The 26397-nt window shown below is 65.6% G+C and carries 23 protein-coding genes and 1 tRNA gene; 15 read left to right on the top strand and 9 right to left on the bottom strand.

Translation table 11 applies throughout. From position 1 onward, the window contains the following. Positions 1-66 precede the first annotated feature (66 nt). Positions 67-873 carry a lytic murein transglycosylase gene (locus tag ABIB80_RS32120; protein ID WP_007596610.1) on the top strand — a complete coding sequence of 269 codons (807 nt, stop codon included), beginning with the start codon at positions 67-69 and terminating at the stop codon, positions 871-873. Positions 874-1064: 191 nt separating this feature from the next. Here ABIB80_RS32120 and ABIB80_RS32115 read toward each other — a convergent pair whose 3' ends face one another. Further along, entirely contained in the window at positions 1065-1898 is an 834-nt protein-coding gene (locus tag ABIB80_RS32115; RefSeq protein WP_007596608.1) for an SDR family NAD(P)-dependent oxidoreductase, read from the bottom strand. A 129-nt stretch (positions 1899-2027) separates the two neighbouring features. On the opposite strand from ABIB80_RS32115, the gene ABIB80_RS32110 reads away from it, so the two are divergent. From ABIB80_RS32110 to ABIB80_RS32095, 4 genes are all read left to right on the top strand, one after another. After that, positions 2028-2402 (top strand): response regulator, encoded by a 375-nt coding sequence (locus ABIB80_RS32110; RefSeq protein WP_007596606.1) that lies wholly within the window; start codon positions 2028-2030, stop codon positions 2400-2402. Between the two features lie 56 nt (positions 2403-2458). Continuing rightward, positions 2459-3070 carry a LysE family translocator gene (locus ABIB80_RS32105; RefSeq protein ID WP_007596605.1) on the top strand — a complete coding sequence of 204 codons (612 nt, stop codon included), beginning with the start codon at positions 2459-2461 and terminating at the stop codon, positions 3068-3070. 565 nt (positions 3071-3635) lie between these two features. Continuing rightward, complete coding sequence (locus ABIB80_RS32100; RefSeq protein ID WP_007596603.1) at positions 3636-4847, top strand: GGDEF domain-containing protein; 1212 nt, start codon at positions 3636-3638, stop codon at positions 4845-4847. Positions 4848-4881: 34 nt separating this feature from the next. Beyond that, positions 4882-5508: a peptidoglycan recognition protein family protein gene (locus ABIB80_RS32095; RefSeq protein ID WP_007596601.1), complete on the top strand. Its 627-nt coding sequence runs from the start codon at positions 4882-4884 to the stop codon at positions 5506-5508. Between the two features lie 182 nt (positions 5509-5690). On the opposite strand, the gene ABIB80_RS32090 is transcribed toward ABIB80_RS32095, so the two are convergent. The 3 genes from ABIB80_RS32090 to ABIB80_RS32080 all read right to left on the bottom strand — a co-directional run bounded on the left by ABIB80_RS32090 (position 5691) and on the right by ABIB80_RS32080 (position 8347). Then, a complete protein-coding gene (locus tag ABIB80_RS32090; protein WP_007596600.1) occupies positions 5691-6032 on the bottom strand; it encodes a hypothetical protein in 342 nt (113 codons plus the stop codon). A gap of 190 nt (positions 6033-6222) precedes the next feature. Further along, entirely contained in the window at positions 6223-7122 is a 900-nt protein-coding gene (gene rpoH / locus ABIB80_RS32085; protein WP_007596598.1) for an RNA polymerase sigma factor RpoH, read from the bottom strand. Between the two features lie 217 nt (positions 7123-7339). Continuing rightward, the gene (locus tag ABIB80_RS32080; RefSeq protein WP_007596597.1) at positions 7340-8347 is read right to left on the bottom strand and encodes an RluA family pseudouridine synthase; all 1008 of its coding nucleotides are present in this window, start codon (positions 8345-8347) and stop codon (positions 7340-7342) included. On the opposite strand from ABIB80_RS32080, the gene ABIB80_RS32075 reads away from it, so the two are divergent. Together ABIB80_RS32075 and ABIB80_RS32070 are read left to right on the top strand one after the other, a co-directional pair. Next, the gene (locus tag ABIB80_RS32075) at positions 8346-8690 is read left to right on the top strand and encodes a hypothetical protein (RefSeq protein WP_007596596.1); all 345 of its coding nucleotides are present in this window, start codon (positions 8346-8348) and stop codon (positions 8688-8690) included. The genes ABIB80_RS32080 and ABIB80_RS32075 overlap by 2 nt on opposite strands. A gap of 188 nt (positions 8691-8878) precedes the next feature. Continuing rightward, positions 8879-8953 (top strand) — tRNA-Glu (locus tag ABIB80_RS32070). Between the two features lie 96 nt (positions 8954-9049). Here ABIB80_RS32070 and ABIB80_RS32065 read toward each other — a convergent pair. After that, on the bottom strand, positions 9050-10003 hold the full coding sequence (locus ABIB80_RS32065; RefSeq protein ID WP_007596595.1) for an alpha/beta hydrolase: 954 nt from the start codon (positions 10001-10003) through the stop codon (positions 9050-9052). A 1028-nt stretch (positions 10004-11031) separates the two neighbouring features. Here ABIB80_RS32065 and ABIB80_RS32060 point away from each other — a divergent pair. Together ABIB80_RS32060 and ABIB80_RS32055 are read left to right on the top strand one after the other, a co-directional pair. Beyond that, positions 11032-12522 (top strand): amidohydrolase family protein, encoded by a 1491-nt coding sequence (locus ABIB80_RS32060; RefSeq protein WP_007596594.1) that lies wholly within the window; start codon positions 11032-11034, stop codon positions 12520-12522. A 3-nt stretch (positions 12523-12525) separates the two neighbouring features. Beyond that, entirely contained in the window at positions 12526-13455 is a 930-nt protein-coding gene (locus ABIB80_RS32055; RefSeq protein WP_007596592.1) for a CobW family GTP-binding protein, read from the top strand. A 62-nt stretch (positions 13456-13517) separates the two neighbouring features. Here ABIB80_RS32055 and ABIB80_RS32050 read toward each other — a convergent pair whose 3' ends face one another. Both ABIB80_RS32050 and ABIB80_RS32045 read right to left on the bottom strand, forming a co-directional pair. Continuing rightward, a complete protein-coding gene (locus ABIB80_RS32050; RefSeq protein WP_007596590.1) occupies positions 13518-13991 on the bottom strand; it encodes a hypothetical protein in 474 nt (157 codons plus the stop codon). Positions 13992-14003: 12 nt separating this feature from the next. Next, positions 14004-14504 carry a hypothetical protein gene (locus tag ABIB80_RS32045; protein ID WP_007596585.1) on the bottom strand — a complete coding sequence of 167 codons (501 nt, stop codon included), beginning with the start codon at positions 14502-14504 and terminating at the stop codon, positions 14004-14006. A 295-nt stretch (positions 14505-14799) separates the two neighbouring features. Here ABIB80_RS32045 and ABIB80_RS32040 point away from each other — a divergent pair, with 295 nt between their 5' ends. The 4 genes from ABIB80_RS32040 to ABIB80_RS32025 all read left to right on the top strand — a co-directional run bounded on the left by ABIB80_RS32040 (position 14800) and on the right by ABIB80_RS32025 (position 22585). Continuing rightward, positions 14800-16482, top strand: coding sequence for a methyl-accepting chemotaxis protein (locus ABIB80_RS32040; RefSeq protein ID WP_007596584.1), 1683 nt, complete (start codon positions 14800-14802; stop codon positions 16480-16482). An 11-nt stretch (positions 16483-16493) separates the two neighbouring features. Then, positions 16494-17177: an aspartate/glutamate racemase family protein gene (locus ABIB80_RS32035; RefSeq protein WP_007596583.1), complete on the top strand. Its 684-nt coding sequence runs from the start codon at positions 16494-16496 to the stop codon at positions 17175-17177. Positions 17178-17304: 127 nt separating this feature from the next. Beyond that, positions 17305-20610: a carboxyl transferase domain-containing protein gene (locus ABIB80_RS32030; RefSeq protein WP_354128969.1), complete on the top strand. Its 3306-nt coding sequence runs from the start codon at positions 17305-17307 to the stop codon at positions 20608-20610. Between the two features lie 109 nt (positions 20611-20719). Beyond that, positions 20720-22585, top strand: coding sequence for a sigma-54-dependent Fis family transcriptional regulator (locus ABIB80_RS32025; RefSeq protein WP_007596575.1), 1866 nt, complete (start codon positions 20720-20722; stop codon positions 22583-22585). A gap of 211 nt (positions 22586-22796) precedes the next feature. Here ABIB80_RS32025 and ABIB80_RS32020 read toward each other — a convergent pair whose 3' ends face one another. Together ABIB80_RS32020 and ABIB80_RS32015 are read right to left on the bottom strand one after the other, a co-directional pair. Next, the gene (locus tag ABIB80_RS32020; RefSeq protein ID WP_007596573.1) at positions 22797-23366 is read right to left on the bottom strand and encodes a flavin reductase family protein; all 570 of its coding nucleotides are present in this window, start codon (positions 23364-23366) and stop codon (positions 22797-22799) included. A 57-nt stretch (positions 23367-23423) separates the two neighbouring features. Further along, positions 23424-24521, bottom strand: coding sequence for an LLM class flavin-dependent oxidoreductase (locus tag ABIB80_RS32015; protein ID WP_007596571.1), 1098 nt, complete (start codon positions 24519-24521; stop codon positions 23424-23426). Positions 24522-24761: 240 nt separating this feature from the next. On the opposite strand from ABIB80_RS32015, the gene ABIB80_RS32010 reads away from it, so the two are divergent. Together ABIB80_RS32010 and ABIB80_RS32005 are read left to right on the top strand one after the other, a co-directional pair. Beyond that, positions 24762-25676: a 2-dehydro-3-deoxygalactonokinase gene (locus tag ABIB80_RS32010; protein WP_007596568.1), complete on the top strand. Its 915-nt coding sequence runs from the start codon at positions 24762-24764 to the stop codon at positions 25674-25676. Between the two features lie 13 nt (positions 25677-25689). Further along, positions 25690-26322: a 2-dehydro-3-deoxy-6-phosphogalactonate aldolase gene (locus ABIB80_RS32005; RefSeq protein ID WP_007596567.1), complete on the top strand. Its 633-nt coding sequence runs from the start codon at positions 25690-25692 to the stop codon at positions 26320-26322. Positions 26323-26397: the final 75 nt, after the last annotated feature.

Here is a 26397-nt window from a genome sequence, read left to right as displayed (position 1 = left end):
CGAATCCGGTTCCCGGGCATGATCGCGCGCTGCCTTCCCCGCCCATTCCCTGTAGGATTCATCCGAATGTCGAAATACGCCTTGGCCATCGCCTTCATCGCCTGTCTGGCCGGCGGATCGGCGCAGGCCGCGCGCTGCGGCGGCGACTTCAACAGCTTTGTCGCCAGCATGACCTCGGAAGCGCAAGCCGCCGGCGTCTCGGCGAGCGTGACCAGCGCGGCGCTCAGCGGTGTGCAGCAGGACGGCGCGGTGCTCGCCTTCGACCGGCGCCAGCGCTACACCTTCAACAAGAGCTTCGAGCAGTATGTCTCGACCCGTGTCGGCCCTGGCCGCATCAATGGCGGCAAGGCACTGCTGCAGCGCCACGCCGCACTGCTGTCGCGCATCGAACAGCAGTTCGGCGTGCCCCGTTATATCCTAGTTGCGATCTGGGGGCTGGAGAGCGATTTCGGCAAGGGCGACATCGGCAAGCTGCCGGTGATCCGCACCCTGGCGACGCTCGCGCATGACTGCCGCCGCACCGAGCTGTTCCAGGGCGAGCTGCTTGCGGCGTTGAAGATCGTGCAGCGCGGCGACCTGCCGCTGCGCGACCTGATCGGCGCCTATGCCGGCGAGATCGGCCAGACCCAGTTCCTGCCGTCGTCGTACGTCAAGTACGGCGTCGATTTCGACGGCGACGGCCATGTCGATCTCCGCCACAGCGTCCCCGACGTGCTCGCCTCGACCGCGAACCTGCTCCACACCAGCGGCTTCAAGATGGGCCAGCCTTACGGCGAAGGCACCGCCAATTTCGAAGCCATGCGCGAATGGAACAGGGCGGTGATCTATCGCAGGACGATCGGGTATTTTGCCGATCGGCTGGCGGGGCAGTGAGGGCGTGACGTCTCTCCGCCGTCGTCCTGGCGAAAGCCAGGACCCATTACCCCAGGCGGGACTCGTTACAACGACTGGCAGTCACGTACCTGGTAACTGGCAGTCTTCGCCAAACTGAATTCGGTGGCTATGGGGTCCTGGCTTTCGCCAGGACGACGGCCGCGGGTGAATGATGCCATTCGCCTCATGCCTCACTTCGTCCCCTTCGCCATTCTCTCCAGCTTGCGCTGTAACGGCGCCCAGTACGTTCCCGGGCGGAAGCGCTGCAGGAGATCCATGAAGCGCGCGTCGTTACCGATCAGGATGCGTGGCTCGTTTCTTTCGATGCCCCTGATGATGCGCAGCGCGGCGTCTTGCGGCGTGGTCTTGGCTGCGTTCTCGAACCGCTCGATCGATTGCGACCGGCGCGCATTGTCGGTGACGCCGACCCCGGTGTGCGAATTGCGGGCGATAGCGGTGGCGACGCCGCCGGGATGCACCACCGACAGCCTCACGGCGCTGCCCGCCATCGCAAGCTCGTGCCGCACGCTCTCGGAAAAGCCGCGCACCGCGAATTTCGCCGCGGCATAGGCCGACTGTCCCGGTGGGGCGATGATGCCGAAGATCGAGGACAGGTTGACGATGTGCGCCTCGCCCATCGTCTTCAGATGCGGCAGGAAGGCGCGCGTGCCGTGCACCACGCCCCAGAAATTGATGTCGAACAGCCAGTCCATCTGCGCCTGGTCGATCTCCTCGAACGAGCCCATCAGCGCCACGCCGGCATTGTTGACGACGATGCCGAGCGCGGGATGCGCGACGGTCGCCTCACGCGCGAACTGCGCGATGTCGTCGGGTTCGCTGACGTCGAGGCGATGCAGGCTGACCTTGCATGCAGCTCCGATCTCGGCCGCGAGCGTCTTCAGCCCGGCCTCCTCGCGATCGGCGAGCGCGAGATCGCAGCCGCGCCGCGCAAGCTCGATCGCCAGCGCGCGGCCGATGCCGCTTGCCGCTCCGGTGACGGCGGCGGCGCCGCGGATCGCAGTCATGATGATCCCCCGTCGAGCCTCTCGAGCGGAACTATGATTTACATTTTTTCATATTGGAACCGAACCGCATCGCGGTTCCCACCTTAACCTACGTTACTTGATGAAGACAGGCAGCATTGGGAGCCGCCGATGGGACAAGCACAGCCATTTCGCGCCACCGCACTGATCGTGGAAGACGACCTCATGCAGAGGGAGATGCTCAGTCTTCTTCTCGAAGAAAGCGGCTACGACGTCATTCAGTGCGAGAGCGCCGAGGCGGCCGAGCTGGTGCTCGACAAAAGCGCGGGCGTGCTCTGCCTGATGATGACCGACGTCCAGCTTGCCGGCCGCATGAACGGGGTCGAGCTCGCGCACGTCGCCAAGGACCGCAACCCCAGGCTCGACATCGTCGTCACTTCCGGCCGCCCCTTGATGCAGGCCTTGCCCGACGGCGCAAAGTTCTGGGCCAAGCCCTGGGCGCCGCTCGACGTGCTCCGAGAGGCCGAGATCGCACAGCTGTCCTGACGGTCGGTCCGGCTGGCCGGCTTTCGTGGTCCCGGGCGCGGTGATAAGGTCGGTCCATGACCTTGTCCTTCCTGCTCACTTCGCTGATCGTCGTCGCCTCGCCCGGCACCGGCGTGCTCTACACGCTGGCCGCCGCGCTGACCCGCGGCTCGCGCGCGAGCATCGCGGCCGCCTTTGGCTGCACCCTTGGAATCGTGCCGCACATGACGGCCGCGATGCTGGGGCTCGCCGCCGTGCTCCACACCAGCGCGCTCGCCTTCGCCGCACTGAAGTGGTGCGGCGTCGCCTATCTGCTCTACATGTCCTGGCAGGCGCTGCGCGAGACCGGGGCGCTGGCAGTCGACGGCGAGATCCGCGAGCGTTCGGTCGGCCGGGTGATCGTGACTGGCTTCCTGATCAACATCCTCAATCCAAAGCTGTCGATCTTCTTTTTGGCCTTCCTGCCGCAGTTCATCGCCGCGGACGAAGCCCATGTGTTGGCGCGGATGCTGGAATTGAGCGGCGCCTTCATGGCGATGACATTTGCGGTGTTCGTGGTCTACGGCCTCTGTGCGGCCTCGGTGCGCGAGCGCGTCATCTCCCGCCCGCGCGTCATGGCCTGGCTGCGCCGGAGTTTTGCTGCCGGCTTCGCCGCGCTCGGCGCCAAGCTGGCGTTCGCGGAGCGGTAGTTTCTCCAGCCAATAAAAAAGCGGGCCTTGCGCCCGCCACCTTCGATCTCTCGACCTACCCGAAGCCCGGGCGGAGCGAACTCCACCCGGGCAAAAGAATAAGAAGCCTCGTTACTTCTTCTTCGCTGCCTTCTTGGCCTTCTTCTTCGTCGCCTTCTTCGCCTTCTTCGCTTTCTTAGCCATAGGATCCTCTTAAGGGTTAATGGTGAAACGCGACACGAGGGATGCTCGGCGGAGGGCCAGCCTCGCAACATCCTCGATGACAAGCTCAGCAGATTCGCGCGCTTCTGCCCCGCGCTGTCACATCCGTGTCATCGCGTTATCCACAGCTCAGATGCGTTTTCTGGCGATTTTGGCCCGCGAATCCGCATCGCCGGCCATGCCTAACGATCCGACAATGCGCCAGCCGTTCATGAATCCAAAACCAAAGGCATGTTTTCGCGGATCGCAGTGAGACTCCGTTAAGCGCGACGGCCGCATTGTCCTCCGCAAGAAAACGGGGACGGGTCATGAACGGACAGCTGGCAGGGACAGAGGGCGCGACGCTGCGCGTGTGGCGCGCGCCATGCTGAACGTGCCGACGCTCTGGACCGTGTTCGTCGTCAACTTCCTGGCGCTCGGCCTGATCTGGGCCTACGTGACGCGCTCCTATCCGAAATTCGCGGCCGCGCGGTTCTGGATGGCATCGTGCTTCGTCGGCGCGACCGGCACGATGGCGGCCCTGATCCGCCTTTTCGTCGTTTCGCCTGTCCCGCTTCTGCTCGGAGCCGCCGGTGTCATCGCGGCGAGCTGCCTTGCCGCCATGGGCATTCAGCGCTTCTACGGTCGGCCGGTGTCCTGGCGCCTCATGACCGCGACGGGAATTCTCAGCCTCGGCGGCGTCGTGTTCTTCATGGTCGCATACGATCACATGCAGCTGCGTATGCTCAGCTACTCGCTCGGCCAGGCGCTGCCGCTGGCGCTGTCGCTGCGTTTGCTGCTTTCGCCGTCGGAAGGCCGTGCCAGCCCGGGAGCCCGGCTCTCCGGCATCGTGATCATCACCATCATCGCGATCTTCGCGGCTCGTGCGATCGGCAATCTGCTCGGCGGCGATTTCTCGTCGGTCTCCGGGGGGCAGTCTCATGCCGTGATGGTGCTGGGCCTCCTGTTCCTGTCGATGACGCTCAATTTCGGCTTCCTGCTGATGGCGATGGACCGCCTGCGCAACGAAGTTGCCGACCTCGCGCTGCTCGACGATCTCACCGGTGTCGCCAACCGGCGGCACCTGTTGCAGCGGCTGGGTGAAGAATGCGCCCGCTCGGAGCGCAGCAGCGAGCCGTTCTCGCTGCTGGTGATCGATCTCGACGGCTTCAAGGCCGTCAACGACACCCATGGCCATGCCGCGGGCGATGCCTGCCTGCAGCACTTCACCCTGATGGCGCAGACGCGCTTGAGGCCCGGCGACATGCTTGCCCGCACCGGCGGCGACGAATTCTGCGTCGTGCTGCCGTCGTCGACCTTGCGCGAGGCGGCTGTGATCGCCCGCCGCGTGCTCGAGGTCTGCCGCCAGGATGCCGTCAACTGCACCGGCATCGACATCCCGATCGCGATCTCGATCGGGGTGGCGCAGTGGGACCGCGGCGTCGGCCAGTTTCCGGACCGCCTGATCGCGCATGCCGACCACGCCCTCTATGCCGCCAAGAAGAACGGCAAGAACGACTTTGCGGTCCACGATCCGGCGCCGCCGCTCATGCCTGACCCGATCGGTCCAGGCGAGGCCTTGCGCAAATTCGCGTAAGGGCGTGCTAATCTCTGGTCCGCATTGGACCCGCATGATGATCTCTCGCCTGCTCGCGGCCGTTCTCGCCGCTCTCATTCTGATCACACCCGCCGCCGCGACCGACGCCGAGCTCGCAAAGCTCGCGCGCGCCTCCGGCACGCCCGACATTCCCGGCCTGAAGATGGTGTGGCTGGCGCCATGGGGCGATGTCGGCAACGCAAAACCCTGGCGCAACATCATCGTGCACCAGACCGAGGGACCGGCAGGCTCGGCGCGCGGCGGCGCGCAGGTGCAGGCTAAGAATCCCACGCGTCGCGGCGTCACATTGTGGGTCGAGACCGACGGCACCGTCTATTGGGCGGTCGCGGAAAACCTGGTGCCGACCCACGGCGACGGTGCCAACCGCAACGACAATAAGTACATCGACAACAAGCCGACCTATCGCCAGGTGGTGCGCGACAATTCGATCGGCGTCGAGTTCGCCGGCAATTATCCCGACGTCACCACGGGCCCGACCGCGGCGCAGGTCGCGGCGTGGAAGATCCTCGTCCAAATCCTGCGCGCGCGCTACGGCATCCCGCTCGACCACGTCTATGCGCACAACTGGATCGACTACAAGGACGCCCGCTATTGCGAAGGCTGCTGGCTCGCGACGCTGGCGCGGGTTTGGGGGGAGTAGGTTAGGGAGGCGCTGGTGGTGCGCTCTTCCCTTCTCCCCTTGCCGGAGAACGTGGCGCAAAGCGCCGGATGAGGGGTATCTCTCCGCGAATGACCATGTGAGAGGCGTGCTCGCGGAGGCAACCCCTCACCCGTCTCGCTCCGCGAGCCACCCTCTCCCGCAAGGGGAGAGGGGAAAAGCAGCTACACCGGCTCCGACATCCAGCCGAACAACCGCCGGATCAATCCCGGCCGCCGCGGCACTTCCGGCGGGCCGTCCGCTGCCAGCACGCGTTTGAAGAAGTAGTCCAGGAACACCATGTCGTTCGGCTCGGTGACGGTGAATGTCTCGTCGCCGAAATAGACGCTGTAATTGAAGAAGAACGGACCCATCAGCGGGATCGTCGCGGTCGAGGCATAGTCCTTCGAGATCACGAACTCCGAGGGCTCGAGCCCGTGCTCGCGCATCGCCTGCTCGACCAGCGGCAGCTTGCGCATGAACTGGGCGGAGAAGCCGCCGACGGTGGATTGCAGGATGATCGACACGGTGCGTGTCCGTTCTCTTGATGCTGTCGGCCCGATGCTTTTGGTCGGTCGACCGGCAGCGCGGGTTCAAGATGCCTGGTCCGCGTCCTCGCGAACATGCCGCGCCTCACACGCAAACAAAAAAGCCGGCGTTGCCGCCGGCTTTCTGTCTCTTGTCGATCCGCCAATCTCTGGCGCTAGAAACTCGCGCTTAGAGCGCGGCTTCCAGCGCGGCCTGTTCGGCCTTTGCAATCGTGCCCTTGACCGCGGACTGCACCTTCTCGAAGGCGCGGACCTCGATCTGGCGGACGCGCTCGCGCGACACACCGAACTCGGCGGCAAGGTCTTCCAGCGTCATCGGCTCATCGGCGAGGCGACGGGCCTCGAAGATGCGGCGTTCGCGCGGGTTGAGCACACCCATGGCGCCGTTCAAGGCGTCGCGGCGGTGATCATACTCTTCGTGCTCGGCCAGCATGGCTTCCTGGTTGGGCGAATTGTCGACCAGCCAGTCCTGCCATTCGCCGGCTTCGCCGTCGTCGCGGATCGGAGCGTTGAGCGACGCGTCGCCACCGAGGCGGCGGTTCATGTCGACCACGTCCTGGGCCGTGACGCCGAGACGCTTGGCAATGATGGCCACCTGGTCGGGGCGGAGATCGCCTTCGTCCAGCGCGGAAATCTTGCTCTTCGCCTTGCGCAGGTTGAAGAACAGCTTCTTCTGGTTCGCGGTGGTGCCCATCTTCACGAGCGACCACGAACGCAGGATGTACTCTTGAATCGACGCCTTGATCCACCACATCGCGTAGGTAGCGAGACGGAAGCCCTTCTCGGGCTCGAACCGCTTCACCGCCTGCATCAGACCGACATTGCCTTCCGAGACGACCTCGGAGATCGGCAGGCCGTAGCCGCGATAGCCCATGGCGATCTTGGCCACGAGACGGAGATGGCTGGTGACGAGTTGGTGCGCGGCGTCACGATCATCGTGCTCGCGCCAACGCTTGGCGAGCATGTATTCCTGCTGGGGTTCCAGCATCGGAAACTTGCGGATTTCGCCGAGGTAACGGGAAAGGCCGGATTCGCCATTAAGGACCGGCAAGGTAGCTGTACGGGCCATAGTGCGCCCTCCAAACAGGTTCAGGCCCCCGATAGCGGCGGGCCAGGCAGACGACCGCTTGGTTAAAGCCGATCGGTGCTGCGATGTTCCGCGTTGGTCTTCAACGCAAGCGCAATATACTCCATCGCGAGGCAAAAAGGGAAGGATTGCTGACGTCACGTCCCCGTGTGGCAGCTATAACTTTTTGTAATGTAAAGCATTTCTGAAGCGGCCTGCGTCATAGCGCCGCTTTCAGGGCCCCCTGGAGGAGAAGCAAATCCTCCGGCAGAGGCGCTTCCCAGTGGAGTAATTCTCCAGTCCTCGGGTGCTCCAATACCAGCAGGTAAGCGTGCAGGGCCTGCCGCCCCAACGCGGCCAGGACGGCCTGCGACTCCGGGCCCAGCTGGTTTGCCTTGGTCTTGAAATGCGGGCCGTAGACGGCATCCCCCATCAGGGGGTGGCCGATATGGGCGAGGTGGACGCGGATCTGGTGGGTGCGCCCGGTCTCGAGCTCGCAGGCAAGCAGCGCCGCGATCGGCTTGCCGTCGCGCCCGTTAAAACTCTCCAGAAGCTCCCAATGCGTCACAGCCTCGCGGCCGCCCTGGCGCACCGCCATCTTCTCGCGCGCATGCGGGTGGCGGTCGATCGGCGCGTCCACGGTGCCGCGATGGCGGCCCGGCAGCCCCCAGGCGAAGGCCATGTAGCCGCGCCGCATCGGCCCGGTGCGGCCGTGGTCGGCGAACTGCGCGGTGAGCGAGGCATGCGCGAGGTCGTTCTTGGCGACCACCATCAGCCCGGTGGTGTCCTTGTCCAGCCGGTGCACGATGCCGGGCCGGCGCACCCCGCCGATGCCCGACAGCGATGAGCCGCAATGGGCGATCAGCGCATTGACCAGCGTGCCGGTCTCGTGGCCGGCCGCGGGATGCACCACCAGCCCTTTCGGCTTGTTGAGGACGACGATGTCGTCGTCCTCGAACACGATATCGAGGGCGATATCCTCGCCTTTCGGCTCCGGCGCGGCCGCTTCCGGCACGTCGATTGTGATCGTATCGCCGGAGGCGACGTGATAAGCGGGGTCCCGGATCGCGGCGTCCCTGAGGCTCACCGCGCCCGCCAGAATCAGGGCTTTCAGCCTCGATCGCGACAGTTCGGCAAGGTGCACAGCCAGCACGCGGTCGAGCCGGGTCGAGCCCTCGGAGCCCTCGACGACAATCTCCAACCTTTGCGCAGAGCCAGAATTTTCCATGACGACGTCTGATACCGTTGTTCCCGAACCGAGCCCCGAGCAGGCCGCGCTGTTCGCCCGGGTGCGGCGGATGATGCTGATCGCGGGGTTGACCACGGCGCTGGCAATCTGCGCCGTGCTGATCGCGGTGGGCTACCGCCTTTTCAAGTCCGAGGGAAGGGCGCCCGAGCCAGCAGGCGACGTGACCGCCACCCTGCCCAAGGGCGCCAGAATCGTCTCGACCGGTGTGGCCGGCGACCGGCTCGTGATCACGCTTGATGTCGGCGGCGTCACCGAAATCCGCACCTTCGACGCCCATACCTTGAGGCCGGCCGGAAAGCTGAAATTCGCGAACGAGCCGTGAGTCTGGCCCCGGAACTCGCCGCCATCGTCGCGCTTGCGTGAACGAGAACGTCGTTCCGCTTTGCCTTAACCATCCGCATCCGGGCTGATGCGGTTCGGCTTTCGTCGGGACGACGCCAAGCAGACGTCCAAAACCCCTCGATCCCCGCTTGCCGCCGGCAAAATTCGAGGCTATGTCCTCTCCCTCACGCTCCCTTCGTCTAGCGGTTAGGACGCGGCCCTCTCAAGGCTGAAACAGGGGTTCGATTCCCCTAGGGAGCGCCATTTCTCCTGCCAGACCGGGCACTTCGAAAACCGGCCATTTCCGCTTGTAGCCCCCACCGGCGTGCGCAGTTCGCACGGCTCGGCGCGGGCGCTCTCCTAAGCGATCGTGCCGTCGATCGAGCGGCGGATCACCCGCTGTACTTCTGCATTCGACAGAAACAGATCGTGGTTGATGATGCCCCAGCCCTCCTGCGAAGCATCGACCACGCGCACACCGAGCTGCGCGATGACGGCTTTCTCGGCGGCGCCGACCCTGGTCATTCCACCTGCAATCTGTCCCGACAGCGCCAGGGCGCGATCGTTCGTGGAGGCGATCACGGTGATCTTGCCGGCAAGCGGACCGATGCGGTGGATCGCAGACGAGAACACGTCCATGTCGATATCGGGCGCGGCAAACACCACCGCGCCGATCTTGCTCGTCACTGTGTCGCCGTATCGCGCATAGAGCTGACGCAGGCTTTCGAGCGACAGCATGGTTCCCATGCTGTGCGCAACGATGTTCACGCGGCCGGTGCCTGGCGCCGACACGAGTGCGGAGAGCACGCGCTCAAACTCGTCGCGGGACCACATCGCACTGTCGCGGTCATAGGCATAGTCGAACAGTCCTGCCTTGGAAGGCCAGGAGAACACCATGGTCCGGCCGCGGAACTTGATCCCGTCGGAGAGATGGGCGCCATCGAGCACCGCCGTCTCGAACGTCTGCTTGAAGCCGTGCACATAGATCAGCACGTCTCCTCCGCCGGCCTGCGCGACGAGATCGCCGGCGTCGGCCGACACCGGTTCGACCCGGTCAAGGCGCCAATCGCCAATTCCAACCGAGGCGAGAGAAAGACGGCTCTCATCCGGCGCCCCCAGCTTCGCCCGCGCGACTGTCATGGTCGTCGCGCGCTCCGGGCCGAACCAGGGCTTCGTGCGACCGCCGTTCACCGGCTTGCGCGTGGTGGTGACGAGCAATGTGGGGTCAAGGGATAGCGATGACGCGTCGAAACGCGCGCCGGTCGCACCCAAGCCGGCGCATCCGCCGAGCGCGAGGGCGGTCCCTGCCGACATAAATCCGCCGAGGAGAGCGCGGCGCGAAATAGAATGACAGGGGTCGCGTTGCAGAAGAGGCCGAGCGATCACACGAAACCTTTGGGAACTTTTGTCCACCGTAGCGCCCCGCTACATCCCTGAATGACAATGGGGGCGAGAAGACGGCGGAGCTGCTTCGCGGTCCATTGCTTGGTCTTGGGTCAATCACCTCCGCGGGGCGGGCTAGAGTTAAGGTGACGGTGCACAGAACTCGTGCCGCCTTGTAAGCCGCGATCTTCTTGATCTGTGCTGCCTGTCGGGCAACACAGCCGAAGTCCGTCAACCCCTCCTCACAAAAATATTCCACTTTACCGAAATTCGGAAATATCGTATGTGTCGGCCATCCCAGCCCACAAAAGGGGCGGTCGTACGTCGTCACGAACGCGGGTTGGGAGTTGCGGTGGACGCGGGCGGCGTTAAAGGCGGGTGAGTGGCGTGCAGGGCGAGATGAACCTCGTGAGCATGTCACGAACCGCATCGACGGACGGCGCCGAAGCCCTGCGAAGCCTCTTGGCGAAGCAGGGTCAGCTCGCGTACGGCGAAACCGTGTGGTCCTGGCCGTCGTTGCTACGGTCAAGCCTTTGCGAAGGCGTCAGCGCGTCAACCGGCGCGGTGCCGTGCATTTCGCGGAGGTGACGGAGGCAAGAAGGAACTCGTCTCCGGGGAGAGCGCGGCATAGGCCGTCAAACCATCGCGCAGGGAAGGCCTGGTCTCGGCTGCCCTGTGTCTCCCCTGTGCATTGCGTGTGCAATCAGTTCGCATGGGGGTTTTTATGGGTGCCAGCCGGCGCCCGGTCTTCCCTGCGCCCTTTCTTGGAGGGCGTGAAGCGAGAAGCATAGCTCGGGCAAACCTGCCGCGAGACTGCGAGCGCGTGTCCGCGCCCCGCATGCAAATTGCACCCCCCCCTTTCGAGCCTTCCTTGCGAGCATGATGCGTCGGCATCGGTGGAGGTGGTCGTCCCTCCCGGAATCTGCCTTGATGCGAAATCAGCGTGAGGGAGCGACAATATGAGCGGCTTGGTGATCTCTGGCGGTCGGGTGGTGGATCCCGCCAGCGGAATGGACGCGGTTGGCGATGTGGCGGTGGTGGACGGCAGGATCGCCGCGGTCGGCGCCTCGCTCGGCAGCGCGGAGCGGGTGATCGACGCGACCGGCCTCGTGGTCGCGCCCGGCTTCATCGACCTTCATGCGCATGGCCAGTCGCTCCCCGCCGATCGCATGCAGGCATTCGACGGCGTCACGACGACGCTCGATCTCGAAGCGGGTGTGCTGCCGGTCGGCTCCTGGTATGAGCGCCAGGCGCGGAAGGGGCGCGTGCTGAACTACGGCGCCGCCACCAACTGGGCTTTTGCGCGCATCGGTGCAATGACGGGCTCCAATGCGGAGAGCTCGCTGGAGGCGTTCGGCAACGCCATGCGCGATCGCCGCTGGATGGACAACGTCGCGAGCGATGCGGAGGTATCGGGCATTCTGGAGCGCCTTTCGCGCGGTCTGAACGAGGGCGGCATCGGCATCGGCATCTTGAACGCGTATGCGCCGGGCGCCGGCGTGCAGGAGCTGACCGCGGTCTGCCAGCTCGCGGCCGCGCAGGACGTGCCGACCTTCACCCATGTCGCCTACATGTCGCGCGTTGATCCCGAGAGCGCGGCGGAAGCCTATATCCGCCTGATCGGTTATGCCGGCGCCACCGGTGCGCACATGCACATCTGCCATTTCAACTCGTCGAGCAAGACCGACGTCGAGCGCTGCCGCGTGCTGATCGCGAAAGCGCAGGCGCAGGGCCTGCCCATCACCGTCGAGGCCTATCCCTACGGCACCGGCTCGACCGTGCTGGCCGCTGCCTTCTTCAGCGACCCCGAATTCGTCGAGCGCAACGGCACCGGCTACGATTCCGTGCAGCGGGTCACCGACGGCCATCGCTTCAGCGATCGCGAGGAGCTCTTGAAGGCGCAGGCCGAAGAGCCATCGTCGCTGGTGCTGTGGCACATCCTCGACACCGAGAACAATGCGCATCACCGCGACCTGCTCGACATGTCGGTGCTCTATCCCGGCGGCGCGATCGCCTCCGACGCGATGCCGTGGACGACGTCGGACGGCAAGACATACACCGGCGATGCCTGGCCGCTGCCGGATGACGCCACCTCGCATCCGCGCTCGGCCGGCTGCTTCACGAAATTCATCCGCGAATGGGTACGCGAGCGCAAGACCGTGTCGTTGCTCGAAGGCGTGCGCAAATGCGCGCTGATCCCGGCGGAAATCCTGTCGCAGAGCACGCCCGCGATGCGCGCCAAGGGAAGGCTCGCGAAGGACGCCGATGCCGACATCGTCGTGTTCGACTACGAGAAGCTCTCGGACCGCGCGACCTTCACGGCGATGAACCGCCCGTCCGAAGGCGTGCGGCACCTCGTGGTCAGCGGCCAACCACTGATCACAGATGGTGTGCTGGATGTGGCGGCGCGGCCCGGCCGTCCGGTGCGCCGCCCTGTCGTCGGGGGCTGAGACATGCCGGTTCCCATTCTCCTGGTGACGGGCTTTCTGGGGGCCGGCAAGACCACTGTCGTCAACCATCTGCTGGCGCATGCGGAGGGGCGGCGAATCGCCGCTGTGGTCAACGATTTCGGCGCGATCAACATCGATGCCGAGCTGATCGCGGGCGCGAGCGACGGCGTGGTCAGCCTCGCCAATGGCTGCATCTGCTGCTCGCTCGAAGGCGACCTGCTGCACACGCTCGCGACGCTGCTGCGGCGTGATCCGAAGCCGGAATACATCGTCATCGAGACCAGCGGCGTCGCCGATCCCGCCGACATCGTCCGTAACCTGATGGATCCCGTGATCGTGCGCGAGGCGCCGCTGGAAACGGTGCTCTGCGTGATGGACGCGGCGACACCGCCGGCTGCCCTGGACGATGCGCTGCACCGTTCGCAATTGCGCGTCGCCGATATCGTGGCTCTGAGCAAGCTGGATCTGGCCGACGAGGGCGCGGGCTCCCGCATGCGCGAGGCCATCCGCGCGCAACGCGTTCCTGCCGTGGTGGTCGATGCGCCGCACGGCGAGATTCCTTCCGCGCTGCTGTTTCCCGCAACTGTCGATCGCGCGCCGCCGCTACGCGAGCCCGGACCGAAACGTCCCGCAGAGCAACGCTTCGAAACCCTGAGCTGGACCTCGGACCGCCCGATCTCGCTGCCCCGCCTGCAGCAGGCGATCGGCCGGCTTGCGCCAAAACTCGCGCGGGCAAAAGGCCTGTTCGAGACCGTCGAGCAGCCCGGGCGCCAGATGGTGTTTCAATTCGCCGCCGGCCGCGCCACGCTCGCCCCTGGCGAAGTGCCGATGTCGGGCGCGCCGCGTGCGCGGATCGTCTTCATCGCCGAGCTCGGCGTGCTCTCAAAGGCGGAGCTCGACGGGATCATGGAGACCTGTGTTGCCGATCGGTGAAGCTATCACCTCAAGCGAATTGCGCGAGGCGAGCACGGTGATCTGGCAGGACCGCTAAGGTGTCAGCAGAACGCGAGCGCGTTGACGGCCCTCGTCGTCGCAATCCCGTTCTCGTTGCCGACGAACTGGCAGACGGCGGATTCGAGCTCACCCGGCTGGTTGCCTCGTGCCACCGCCAGCAGTCGCATCAATTCCGTTTCGTCCTGCGACAGGCGCCGGCACGACGGCGGCATGAAGCACAATTGGCAGGGCCGGCCGCTGCGCAGAATTCTGACCAGCGCGGCAACGCGTGCGACCAGCAGCGGGCTGTCGGCGATGCCAGGCGCCTCGTCGGCAAAGCGATAGGCCGCCTCCCAGCAATCGGACGCGCCGGTCGCATAGGCGGCAGCGATGAACCGCAACAGCGAAAGCGTGACGCGGCCAAAATCATCGTAGCTCTCGACATTAGGCCGCGTCGCAAGCGCGGCCTGGAGCGGACAGAGCCGCGCCTGGCCGGCTTCCGTGACGGGCACAAAGCCGCAACTATCATGCATCATGCGCGATCCCGGTCAGTGCAAGGTGGGGCTTCCGACCAGCCAGCTCTTCATCGCCATCGTCCGGTCATGGTCGAAAGACGGAACGTGCCGGTCGGGCAGGATGAGACCCGCCATGCGGAAGATCGTTGCAAGCCCCCGCACCGGCGCGAGAGCCCAATCGGCGCCGACCGGCGGCAGCCAGCATTCGAACTGCTCGCGCGCGATATCGTCGCGCTCTTTCTGCGCGGCGGCGATCGCCCGCAACATGCCGTGCTCGCTGTCGGACATGCGCGGGCAGGTCGGGCAGTGCACCGCGATGGCCGTATGCGCCGTGCAGGCAAAGATCTCGATGATGCATTCCAGCGAAGGCACGGCGTCGCCCACGCGAAAGTGGTCGTAGACTTGGTGGATATCGGCCGCGGTCGGAACAGCGCTTCCGCTGCGCGCCTTGGCCCGAAACCCCCAGATGAAGAGCCGCTCCGCCGCGCTCAGCGCCGGAAGCTCGAGGGACCCTGTCGATGTCGATTGATGCATTGAACCTCTGGCCTCTGGCTGCGCCTACGCCCCGACCGGCGCTGATGATCTGCACCGATCGTTCCGTCAGAGCCCCCTGCAAGTCAACGCTCGGAGGGGCGATGTCGAGGTCTTCTAGTTTTGAAGAGTTCGCATCTCGGATGCAGCCAGCCTCGCGAGCTTGCGAGGCCGTCCGCAGCATGCCGGTAGGATCCTACGGAGTTTTGCGGGTGGTGGGGAACCCGAATGCTTAAAGCTTTGCTAAGGGGCGCGGGATAAACTGGCATATCAGCCCTTCCAATTCTTGCGAGCTCCGATGTTTTTCTCCCGCATCAGTTTCAAGCTGGTCCTGATTGTCGGCATCAGCCTCCTTGGCATGATCGCGCTGGCGCCGATCGCGCTATCGACCCTGCGCGCGCAGATGATCGCGGACCGTGAGGCCAAGACGCAGCACATGGTCGACGTCGGCTACGGCATCCTGGCGCACTACCAGAAGCTCGAGAGCGAAGGAAAACTCCCACGCGAGCAGGCCCAGGCCGGCGCGATCGCGGAGATCAAGAGCCTGCGCTACGACAAGGTCGAGTATTTCTGGCTCAATGACATGACCCCCAAGATGGTCATGCACCCGATCAAGCCCGAGCTCGACGGCAAGGATCTCTCCGGGATGAAGGATCCATCCGGCAACGCGCTGTTCGTCGGCTTCGTTGACGTCGTCAAAAAGCAGGGCGCGGGCTTCTACAGCTACCTCTGGCCGAAGCCCGGCTTCGACCAGCCGGTCGGGAAAATCTCCTATGTGAAGGGCTTCGCGCCCTGGGGCTGGATCATCGGCACCGGTATCTATCTCGACGACGTCGACGCCGTCTTCCGCCAGAATGCGATGACCTTCGCCCTGGTGTGCCTGGCCGTGTTCGTGCTCGTGCTCGGCGCCTCCTTCGTGATCGGCCGCAGCGTGACCCGGCCGCTGGCGAAGATCACCGCGCTCACCGAGCGCCTCGCCTCCGGCGACAGCGCGTTCGACGTGCCCCATACCGACCGTCGCGACGAGATCGGCGGGCTCGCCAAGGCGCTCGCCGTGTTCAAGGACAATGCGTCGGCGGTCGGCCGGATGCACGCCGAACAGCAGGAGACGAAGCAGAAGGCCGACGAGGAGAAGCGCAAGACGATGACCGACCTCGCCGGTAAGTTCGAGGCGAACGTTCAGGCCGTCGTCCGCGACGTCTTCAACGAGGCGCGCGCGATGCAGCAGGCCGCGCAGGGTATGTCCGAGATCGCCGACAAGGCGACCGACCGTGCTAGCTTCGTCGCCACCGCCTGTCAGCAGGCTTCGAGCAACGTGCAGACGGTGGCCTCCGCCGCTGCGCAGCTGTCGTCCTCGATCACCGAGATCAGCCAGCGCGTCGCGCAGGCTGCAAGCGTGGCCGACAAGGCCGCCGCCGACGGCCAGCGCACCAACGACACCGTGCAGGGACTGGCCGCCGCCGCGCACAAGATCGGTGAGGTCATCGACCTCATCAACCAGATCGCCTCGCAGACCAATTTGCTCGCGCTTAACGCCACCATCGAGGCAGCGCGCGCCGGCGAGGCCGGCAAGGGGTTTGCGGTGGTGGCAAGCGAAGTGAAGTCGCTGGCGAGCCAGACCGCGAAGGCGACCGACGAGATCGGCGCGCAGATCACCGCGATCCAGGCCGAGACCAACCAGGTCGTCGGCAACATCGACAGCATCCGCAAGACCATCTTGGAGGTCAACGAGATTTCCTCGTCGATCGCCGCAGCCGTCGAGGAGCAGGGCGCCGCGACCGCGGCGATCGCCCACAGCGTACGCGAGGCTGCCTCCGGCACCGACCAGGTTTCGCAGAACATCTCGGGTGTGACCGACGCGACGGCGGAGACCGGCCAGGCCGCCGGCCTCGTGCTGCAATCGAGTGGCCGGCTGTCGCAGAAGCTGCAATCGCTGGAAGACGAGGTCAGTGCTTTCGTTGCGGGGGTGCGGGCGGCCTAGTATAGCAGGGGATGAATCAGAGTTCTGATCGGCGCGCGCGCATTCTCCTGATCAATCCGAACAGTTCCGTGGCGACCACTGAGATGATGGTCGCCATCGCGAGGTCGACCGTCGTCGACGGCTTCGACATCGACGGCGCGACCGCAACGCGCGCGCCGCAAATGATCGTGACGCCGGATGCGCTGGATGCAGCTTCCGCCGAAGTTCTGGAGATATCGCAGTCGAACCGGCATGCATGCGACGGTATCATCGTCGCGGCGTTCGGCGATCCCGGATTGGCCGGCATCAAGGCCGCGATGAAACTGCCCGCGGTCGGCATCGGTGAGTCCTCGATGGTGGCAGCCGCCGAGAACGGCCGCCGCTTCGGCGTGGCGACCACGACGCCGCTGTTGGAAGCGAAGATCGACGCTCGGCCGGAAGCGCTGGGTCTGCGATCGTATTACACCGGCGTCCGCTTCGCGGAGGGCGATCCGCAGGAGCTGATGCGCGATCCGGCGCGGCTGCGAACAGCGCTCGCGGGCGCGGTCGAGGCCTGCATCGCGCAGGATGGCGCGGAGGCGGTCATCATCGGCGGCGGGCCGCTGGGCGAAGTCGCGCGCGAGCTTCAGCCGATCTTCACCGTGCCGGTCATCGCGCCGATCCCGTCTGCCGTGGCGCGGATTATTCGCCTCATCACGGCACGCGCGACCGACTGAAATTCCGGCCGGCGGGAACGGTCGTCGGGACCGGCGTTCTTGCCCTTGACGGCCTCGGTTAAAGTGACGAAGCAGAACAATCGGACCGGCCGACCCGCGCTTGGGCACGCGGGCATGGAGACGCTGCATGTCGTTCAAGAAGCTCCTGATCGCCAATCGCGGCGAGATCGCCATCCGCATCGCGCGCGCCGCAGCCGATTCCGGCCTCGCGACGGTCGCGATCCATCCCGCGGACGATGCGCTGTCGCTGCATGTGCGCCTTGCCGATGAGGCGGTCGAAATCCCCGGCCGCGGCGCGCGGGCCTATCTCGACATTGAGGCCGTGGTGAAGGCGGCGAGGAGCGCAGGCTGCGACGCCGTGCACCCCGGCTACGGCTTCCTCAGCGAGAACGCTGCGTTCGCGAAGGCCTGCGTCGATGCAGGCATCGCCTTCGTCGGGCCGAAGCCGGCGGCGCTCGAACTGTTCGGCGACAAGGTTGCGGCACGGCAACTGGCAAAGCGCTGCGGCGTGCCAATCATCGCCGGCACCAGCGGGCCCTCCTCGCTGGAGGACATCACGGCGTTCTTCACCTCGCTCGGCAGCAAGCCGGCGATCGTGATCAAGGCGATGGCCGGCGGCGGCGGGCGCGGCATGCGCGTGGTCGAGCGCGCTGCCGATCTCGCGGAGGCCTATGCGCGTTGCCAGTCCGAGGCCAAGGCCGCGTTCGGCTTCGACGGCGTCTATGCCGAGCGGTTGATCCGGCAGGCGCGCCATATCGAGGTGCAGATCATCGGCGATCGCCACGGCGCGATCTCCCACCTCTGGGAACGCGAATGCACCATTCAGCGCCGGCACCAGAAGCTGATCGAGGTGGCGCCGAGCCCGTCGCTCAGCGACGGCTTGCGTGGCCGTATCAGCGAGGCGGCGAAGCAACTCGCCGTGGCCGCGTCTTACGACAATCTCGGCACGTTCGAGTTCTTGGTCGACGGCACTGCCGACGACAGTTTTGCCTTCATCGAGGCCAACCCGCGGCTCCAGGTCGAGCACACCGTAACGGAAGAGGTGCTCGGCCTCGATCTCGTCCGCGCCCAGCTCGCGGTCGCCGCCGGTGCCTCGCTTGCGTCGCTCGGCCTGGCGCAAGGCTCGATCCCGAAACCGCGCGGCTATGCCATGCAGTTGCGTGTCAACATGGAGACGCTGGACGAGCTGGGGGCGACGCACCCGACCGGCGGCGTGCTTGCCGTGTTCGAGCCGCCGTCGGGCCCCGGCGTCCGCGTCGATAGTTTCGGTTACGCCGGCTACAAGACCAGTGCCGCCTTCGACTCGCTGCTGGCAAAGGTCATCGTTCATACGCCGGGTGAAGCCTGGCACGACGTTGTCTCCAAAGCCGCGCGCGCCTTGCGCGAGTTTCGAATTGACGGCGTCGTCACCAACATCGCTTTCCTCCAGGCCGTGCTGGCGCATCCCGATTTCAGGGCTAACCGCATCGCGACAGACTTCATCGATCGCAACATCGGCAAGCTCGTCGAAGCCGCCGATGGCGCGGCCAAACCACTCTATTTTGCGGCGACGGAGCGAAGCGGCGGTCCCGGCATCGAGGCGCATACCGCACAGATCGTGCCCGAAGGCACGGTGATGGTCGCAGCACCCTTGCAGGGAACCATCGTCACCATCCAGGTGAAGGAAGGCGAGATCGTGCGTCCGGGCCAGCAGCTCGCCGTGATCGAATCCATGAAAATGGAACATCTGGTCATGGCCGAGCAGGGCGGCCGTGTCATGAAGCTACTCGCCGGCGACGGTGTCACGTTGATGCATGGCGAGCCGATCATGTATCTGCAGCCGCTCGAGGTTGCGGCTGATGCGTCTGCAACGGAAACCGATATCGATCTCGACCACATCCGTCCCGATCTCGCCGAACTGATCGCGCGCCAGGCCAACACGCTCGACGAAATTCGCCCTGCTTCGGTCGAGCGCCGCCGCAACACCAATCAGCGCACCGCGCGCGAGAATGTCGCGCAGCTCGTCGACGACGGCTCGTTCATGGAGTATGGCAGCCTTGCGATCGCGGCGCAGCGGCGCCGGCGCAAGCTCGACGATCTCGTCAAGAACACGCCGGCCGACGGCCTCGTCATGGGCGTCGCGACCGTCAACGCCGAGAAGTTCGGGCCCGAGGGCGGGCGCTGCATCGTCGTGGCCTACGACTACACCGTGCTCGCGGGCACGCAGGGCCACATGAACCACAAGAAGATCGACCGCATGCTGACGCTCGCGGAAGACTGGCGCGTGCCCCTGGTGTTCTATGCCGAAGGCGGCGGCGGCCGGCCTGGCGATACCGACCGGCTCGGCATGACCGGGCTCGATGGTCCGTCCTTCGTGCAGTTCGCCAGACTCTCGGGTCTTGTGCCGGTCATCGGCGTGGTCTCCGGCTATTGCTTCGCCGGCAATGCCGCGATGCTCGGCTGCTGCGATGTCATCATCGCCGCCAAAAATGCCTCGATCGGCATGGGTGGCCCCGCGATGATCGAGGGCGGCGGGCTCGGCGTCTATCACCCGGCCGAGGTCGGTCCTGTTACGTTCCAGTCGCCGAACGGCGTCATCGACATCCTCGTCGAGGACGAAGAGGAGGCGACATCCGTTGCGCAAAAATACCTGTCCTATTTCCAGGGCGAGGTGACGGACTGGCAGGCCGCCGACCAGCGGCTGCTGCGCCGCGCGATCCCCGAGAACCGCCTGCGCGTCTACGACATCCGCAGCGTGATCGACCTCGTCGCGGACAAGGACAGCGTGCTGGAGCTGCGCCGCGACTACGGCGTCGGCATGATCACCGCGTTGATCCGCATCGAGGGGAAGCCGTTCGGCCTGATCGCCAACAATCCGCGCCATCTCGGCGGTGCGATCGACGCCGATGCCGGCGACAAGGCCGCGCGCTTCCTCCAGCTCTGCGACGCCTTCGATCTGCCGATCGTCTCGCTGTGCGACACGCCCGGCTTCATGGTCGGCCCGGAAGCCGAGAAGACGGCGATCGTGCGCCACGTCTCGCGCATGTTCGTGACAGGCGCGAGCCTGACAGTGCCGCTGTTCGGCATCGTCCTGCGCAAGGGCTATGGGCTCGGGGCGCAGTCGATGATCGGCGGCGGCTTCCACGCCTCGTTCTTCACCGCGGCCTGGCCGACCGGCGAGTTCGGTGGCATGGGCCTGGAGGGATACGTCCGCCTCGGCTTCCGCAAGGAAATGGAGGCGATCGCCGACCCCGTCGAGCGTGAGACCTATTATCGCAACAAGGTCGCCGAGCTCTACGCCAACGGCAAGGCGGTCTCGATCGCCTCCGTGTTCGAGATCGACAACGTCATCGATCCCGCCGAGACGCGGCGGTGGATCATGGCAGGCCTGCGGTCGGTGCCGAAGCCGCCGACGCGGACGGCGAAGAAGCGACCCTGCATCGATACGTGGTGAGGGCGGTGCAGCAATTATGATTGCGCTTCGCCGCGTTCCCGGTTCCCGATTGACATCCCCGCCTGCGCTGCCAGACTTTGCACAATAATACAGGGTGGAGACGTCCGCGATGGCCAGCCTTTCGGCCTCGAACCATGTCGCCCGTGTCTTGTCCGTCGCCAATCAGGTTGCAGACCGCTTGGCCGACGTCGATGCCTCTTCGCGCATTGCCAATTCCTGGCGGCGCTGCCTGGTCAGCCACAAGCTCGATCCCGCCCGCCAAGGCCCGCCGCAGACGCTGACCGAAGCCGAGATCCGGCATGTCGCCGAGCCGATGGAAGAGACGATCCGGCTTGCAACACCGGAGCTCGACGATCTCGCCCGGGTACTCCGCGATGCCGGTTATTGCGTCAACCTGGCGGACGTGAACGCAACCATGCTGTTCAGCCGCCTGCCCGGCGAGGCCGACGCAAGACTGTTCATGGACTGGAAGATCTACACCGGCTCGAATTTTTCCGAGGCCTTTGAAGGCACCAATGGGCTCGGCACCGCGCTTGCCGAGCAAAAGCCGATCCTGGTGCATCGCGACGAGCACTTTCGCGCGCAGTGGCACATGTTTTCCTGCGCCGTGACGCCGCTGTTCGACCAGGCCGGACGGCTCGCAGGCGCCGTGAACATCACCTCCTGCCGCGAGGACCTCGAACGCACCGCGCATCAGCTCGCGCTGGCGGTGACGATGGAGGCAACGCGGCGCATGGAGGGCGCGATCTTCCGCGGTCATTTCCGCAACGCCTGGATCGCGACCGTGCCGGGCGATGGCGGCAGCGGCCTGCTCGCCTATGACGACGATCGCCGCATCGTCGGCGCCTGCCGTTCGGCGCGCGCACTGCTGGGTCTCACCGACGGCTTGATCGCCTCCGGCATCGATCTGTCGCGCTATGTCAAATTCGACCATCCCGCCGCGCGCGACGCGGACGATCTCGTCGAGCTGCGCCGGGGCGATGGCAGTCCGTTGGGGCATGGCCATGTCGCGCCGCCGCTGCGGCCACGGGCGTCCACGCAGCGTCGTGACGTTCCTGTGGACCCCTTCGATGCGCTGCAGCGCCTCGCTGGCCGCGATCCAGGACTGATCAAGAGTGTAAAGCGGCTCAGACGCATCGGCGATCACAATCTGCCGGTGCTGCTGCATGGCGAGACCGGCGTCGGCAAGGATGTGTTCGCCCGTGCCATCCACGCGGCCGGCAATCGCGCGCGCCACAACTATGTCGCGCTGAACTGCGCTGCGATGCCGGACAGCCTGATCGATGCCGAGCTGTTCGGTTACGAGGCCGGCGCCTTCACCGGCGCGCGCCGCGACGGCTCGAAAGGCCTGATCGTGCAGGCCGACGGCGGCACGCTGTTCCTCGACGAGATCGGCGACATGCCGATTGCGCTGCAGACGCGGCTGCTACGGGTGCTGGAGAACCGCGAAGTCTGGCCGCTCGGCGCGCTGAAGCCCGTGCCGGTCGACATTCGCCTGATCAGCGCCACGCATCGCGATCTCGGCCGCATGGCCGAGGAGGGCGCCTTCCGCACCGACCTCTATTTTCGTCTCCGCGGCATGGAGGTGCGGCTGCCGGCCTTGCGCGAGCGCGCCGACCGCGACGACGTCATCCGCCAGATTGCGCGCGAGGAAGCGCCGAACTGTTCCCTCTCGGACGAGGCCTGGGCGCAGCTCTCGGCCTATCCCTATCCCGGCAACATGCGCCAGCTCCGGCACGTGCTGCGGCTCGCCGGCTGCACGGCGGAAGACGGTGTCATCACCGATGCCGACCTCGATTTGCCGCCGTTTGGTGGAAGGGCGGAGCCGGATCTCGCGGCGGCGGAGCGCGCCACGATCGTGGAGGCGTTGCGCGAGCATGGTGGTCGTGTGATCGAAGCGGCGCGCGCGCTGAAGCTCAGCCGCGCGACGCTCTATCGCAAGATCAAGCAGTTGAAGATAGAGACAGCGCAGTAGCACTCAGCTGCATGCGGCGAGCTTTCTTCCCCTCTCCCCCTGCGGGAGAGGGTGGCTCGCCGCGACAGCGGCGAGACGGGTGAGGGGTCTCTCTCCGCACCTGATTCTCTGGCTTCTGGATTCGCGGAGAGATACCCCTCATCCGGCGTTTCGCGCCACCTTCTCCCGCAAGGGGAGAAGGGAAGAGCGCACCATCAACGCCGCCGCTGCCTTACGAAAAATCGCTCCAGCTCAGATGTCGCGAGTCGAGGTCGCCGACGGTTACGGTGCCGCGGATTTCGCGCGGGGCGTGGAAGCTGCTGCGCAGATACACGAGCGGCGCCGCGCCGTCGGAATGCGATGCGCCGCGCACCTCGCCGACGAAGATCGAATGCGTCTTGGTCTCGAATTCCTGCGCCAGCACGCAGTCGAACGCGGCGACCGCATCCGTCAGCACCGGCGCGCCGGTCACCCCGCGCGTCCATTCCCCGAACGCAAAGCGGTCGTCGCCATTGACGCCCTTCTGGCCGCTGAAGGTCAGCGCCAGTGCCGCATGGTCCTCGTGCAGGAAGTTGATCGCGAACGCGCCTTCCTCGCGGATACGCGCGTGCGCACTGGCGTTGCGGTTGACACACACGATCAGGGATGGCGGCGAGTCCGACAGTGAGCAGGCCGAGGTCACAGTCAACCCCGTGCGCTTGCCGTGCTCGGCGCCGACCGTCACCAGCGCGACGGCGCCGGCGCACTGGCGCATCGCCTGCTTGAAATCCTTGGCGTCGAAAGCACTGGCGTCCACGCTCACGCGGAAATCTCCGAAATGGATGCGGATGCGGCACGATCGCGCCGCACCCGCGTCGGGTCAAGCCGCCTTCTGCGCGGAGCCGAGATGCTTCAGGCGCGGCATCACCTCGTTCCTCAGCAGCGACAGCGAGTGATGCCAGGCTTCAGCCTTGTGCTTGTAGTCGAAGCCGAACACCAGCAGCACGCCGAAGCCGCCGACCTCCTCGTAGATCTTCTCGATTTTCTCGGCGACGGTCGCGGGCGAGCCGACGATCCAGTTCCGCTTGGCGCAATATTCGACGGTGACGTCGCTATCGGGCACGTCGGGCGCGTGCTTCAAATAGTCCTTGAAGCCGAAATGCCCGAGCAGCGGCAGGAAGTACTCGCCCATCATCCGGCCCATCATGTCGCCGGTCGAGAGCCTCCACGCTTCCTCGTCGGTATCAGCGACGAACACCTCGCGCACCAGCCGCCAATCCGCGCGGTCCGGCTTGCGTCCGGTCTTGGCGGCACCGGCTACGACCGAATCCCAATGACTGCCGACATAGGCCGGGTTCAGGTTGAGGCTCATCGGGATGAAGCCGCGCTCGCCGGCGAGCTTCAGCGTGTCCGAATTCTTCGAGAGCCCGGCGACGCCGATCGGCGGATGCGGTGTCTGCAACGGCTTGATGTGCGGCTTGAGGAAGTCGAACATGGTGTCCGGCTTGGTCACCGTCCAGAACTTGCCCTTGTAGGTCCAGGGCGCGGGATCGCTCCACATCTTCAGAATGATCTCCAGCGCCTCGCGGGTCATGTCGCGGTTCTGTCCGCTCATGCCGTCGACGTTGAACATCGCCCAGTCGCTCGGCAGGCCGCTAGCTGCGACGCCGAAATTGAGTCGCCCCCCGGAGAGGTGATCGAGCATGGCGACGCGGTTGGCGAGCTCGGCCGGGTGGTGATAGGGCAGCAGGAAGCCGCCTGGTCCGATGCGAATATTCTTGGTCTGCATCAGCGCCTGTGCGATCAGAAGGTCTGGCGTCGGATTGGGTTCCCAGGGCGCGGTATGGTGCTCGCCGACCCAGGCCTCCTGATAGCCGAGCTCGTCGAGCCAGCGCATGACCTGCAGGTCCCAGTCGTTCCCTTCCTTCAGGCCGCACTCCGGCGGGTGCGAAGGCATCGTGAAATAACCGATCTCCATGGGTTTCCTCTCCACAATTGACGCGTCTTGTTGCGCGGTTCACGGATGTGAGCGGAAACGCTTTAGCAAGCGGTGTGCCAGCTCTTCGCGAGTGGTGGGCCAGCGCGAACGGCGCCTCAGACCTGCGAGAAAAGGCTGGTTTGCGGCGGCAATAGCCGATATCCCGGGACAGATTTACGGGGGCCTCGTCTCACTGTCGCGAGACGGCGTCTCGGCGGTGAGACGAGGATACGAATCGAGATGACTGAACCTGCCTATGTCGCGGTAGACTGGGGCACCAGCAGCTTTCGACTCTGGCTGATCGACCGCGCCGGCGAGGTGCTGGCCGAGCGCCGCAGCGATGAGGGCATGCTGGCCGCCGCGAAGGCCGGCTTTCCCGCCGTGCTGCAATCGCATCTCGCGGCAGTCGAGGCTCCCGATCATCTGCCCGTCCTCGTCTGCGGCATGGCCGGCGCGCGTACCGGCTGGGTCGAGGCCGGTTATGTCGACACGCCGGCACCACTCTCCGCTGTTCTGAAGCAGGCCGCGCACGTGCCCGGCGAAGCGCGCGACATTCGCATCCTGCCGGGTATCGCGCAGCGCGATGCAAAAGCGCCGGACGTGATGCGCGGCGAGGAAACGCAGCTGCTCGGCGCGCTCGGGCTCGATACCGCTGGCGAAGCGCTAGTCTGCATGCCCGGCACGCATTCGAAATGGGTGCGCGTGAAGGACGGCACGGTCGCGCATTTCTCCACCTTCATGACCGGCGAGCTCTTCAGCGTCGTGTCGCGCGAGACGATTTTGTCGCTTGCAGTCGCCGGGGCCGAAGACGCCGAGGATTTCGCGAGCTTCAAGGCGGCGGTGAAGGCCGCGTACGAAGCACCGGCCTTCGCGGCTAATTTTCTGTTCGGCGCACGCTCGCGTCAGCTCCTGTTCGGGAGCACACCGGCCGCGGCGCGCGAAACGCTGTCGGGCACGTTGATCGGCGTCGAGCTGGCGGCGGGGCTTTCCGGCGCGATGTCGAAAGCTGGCATCACGCTGATTGCCTCGGGGCGGCTCGCGATGCTGTATAGGCTGGCTTTCGACGCGCTGTCGGTCGCCGTGAACCAAGTCGATGCCGATGAAGCGGTCCGCCGCGGTCTGTCGATGGCGGCTGCCGCGATCTGGACGCAATGAGAGGACTGTCGAGATGAGCGTTCCCTTTCCGGCGATGAAGCGGCCACTGGTCGCGATCCTGCGCGGCGTGAAGCCCGAGGAAACGCAGGCTATCGTCGGCGTGCTGATCGAAGCCGGCATGACCGCAATCGAGATTCCGCTGAACTCGCCGGACCCGTTCCGCTCCATCGCAACGGCCGTGAAACAGGCGCCGGCCGGCGTGCTGATCGGCGCCGGCACGGTGCTGACCACTTCGGATGTCGACCGTCTCAACGATGTCGGCGGCAAGCTGATGGTCTCGCCGAATGTCGATACGCAGGTGCTCACGCGTGCGCACCAATACGCCATGGTCACGTTGCCGGGCGTGTTTTCGCCGACCGAGGCGCTGCTGGCCGCGCGCTCCGGCGCCTCTGGCCTGAAGTTCTTTCCGGCAAGCGTGCTCGGCGCGTCCGGTATTGCCGCGATCCGCGCCGTGCTGCCTGCCGGGGCGATGATCGCCGCCGTCGGCGGCGTCTCCGACCAGAATTTCGCGGAGTACATCAAGGGCGGCGTCACTGCGTTCGGGCTCGGCTCCAGCCTCTACAAGTCCGGCATGACGGCAACGGACGTTGCCGCTCGCGCAAAGGAGACGATTGCGGCCTACGATCGGGCGATTGCGAAAGAGTGAGATCGCAATAAACAAGCCGTGATCCCGTCACGGTCGCGCGTTATCCTATCTTGCTGGACCAGCGGGATCAGGAGA

Origin of the sequence: Bradyrhizobium sp. i1.15.2, from assembly GCF_040548425.1 — a bacterium.
Lineage (GTDB): Bacteria > Pseudomonadota > Alphaproteobacteria > Rhizobiales > Xanthobacteraceae > Bradyrhizobium > Bradyrhizobium canariense.
The sequence above is the reverse complement of the archived record's forward strand: the minus strand, read 5'-3'. Positions and strand labels throughout refer to the sequence as shown.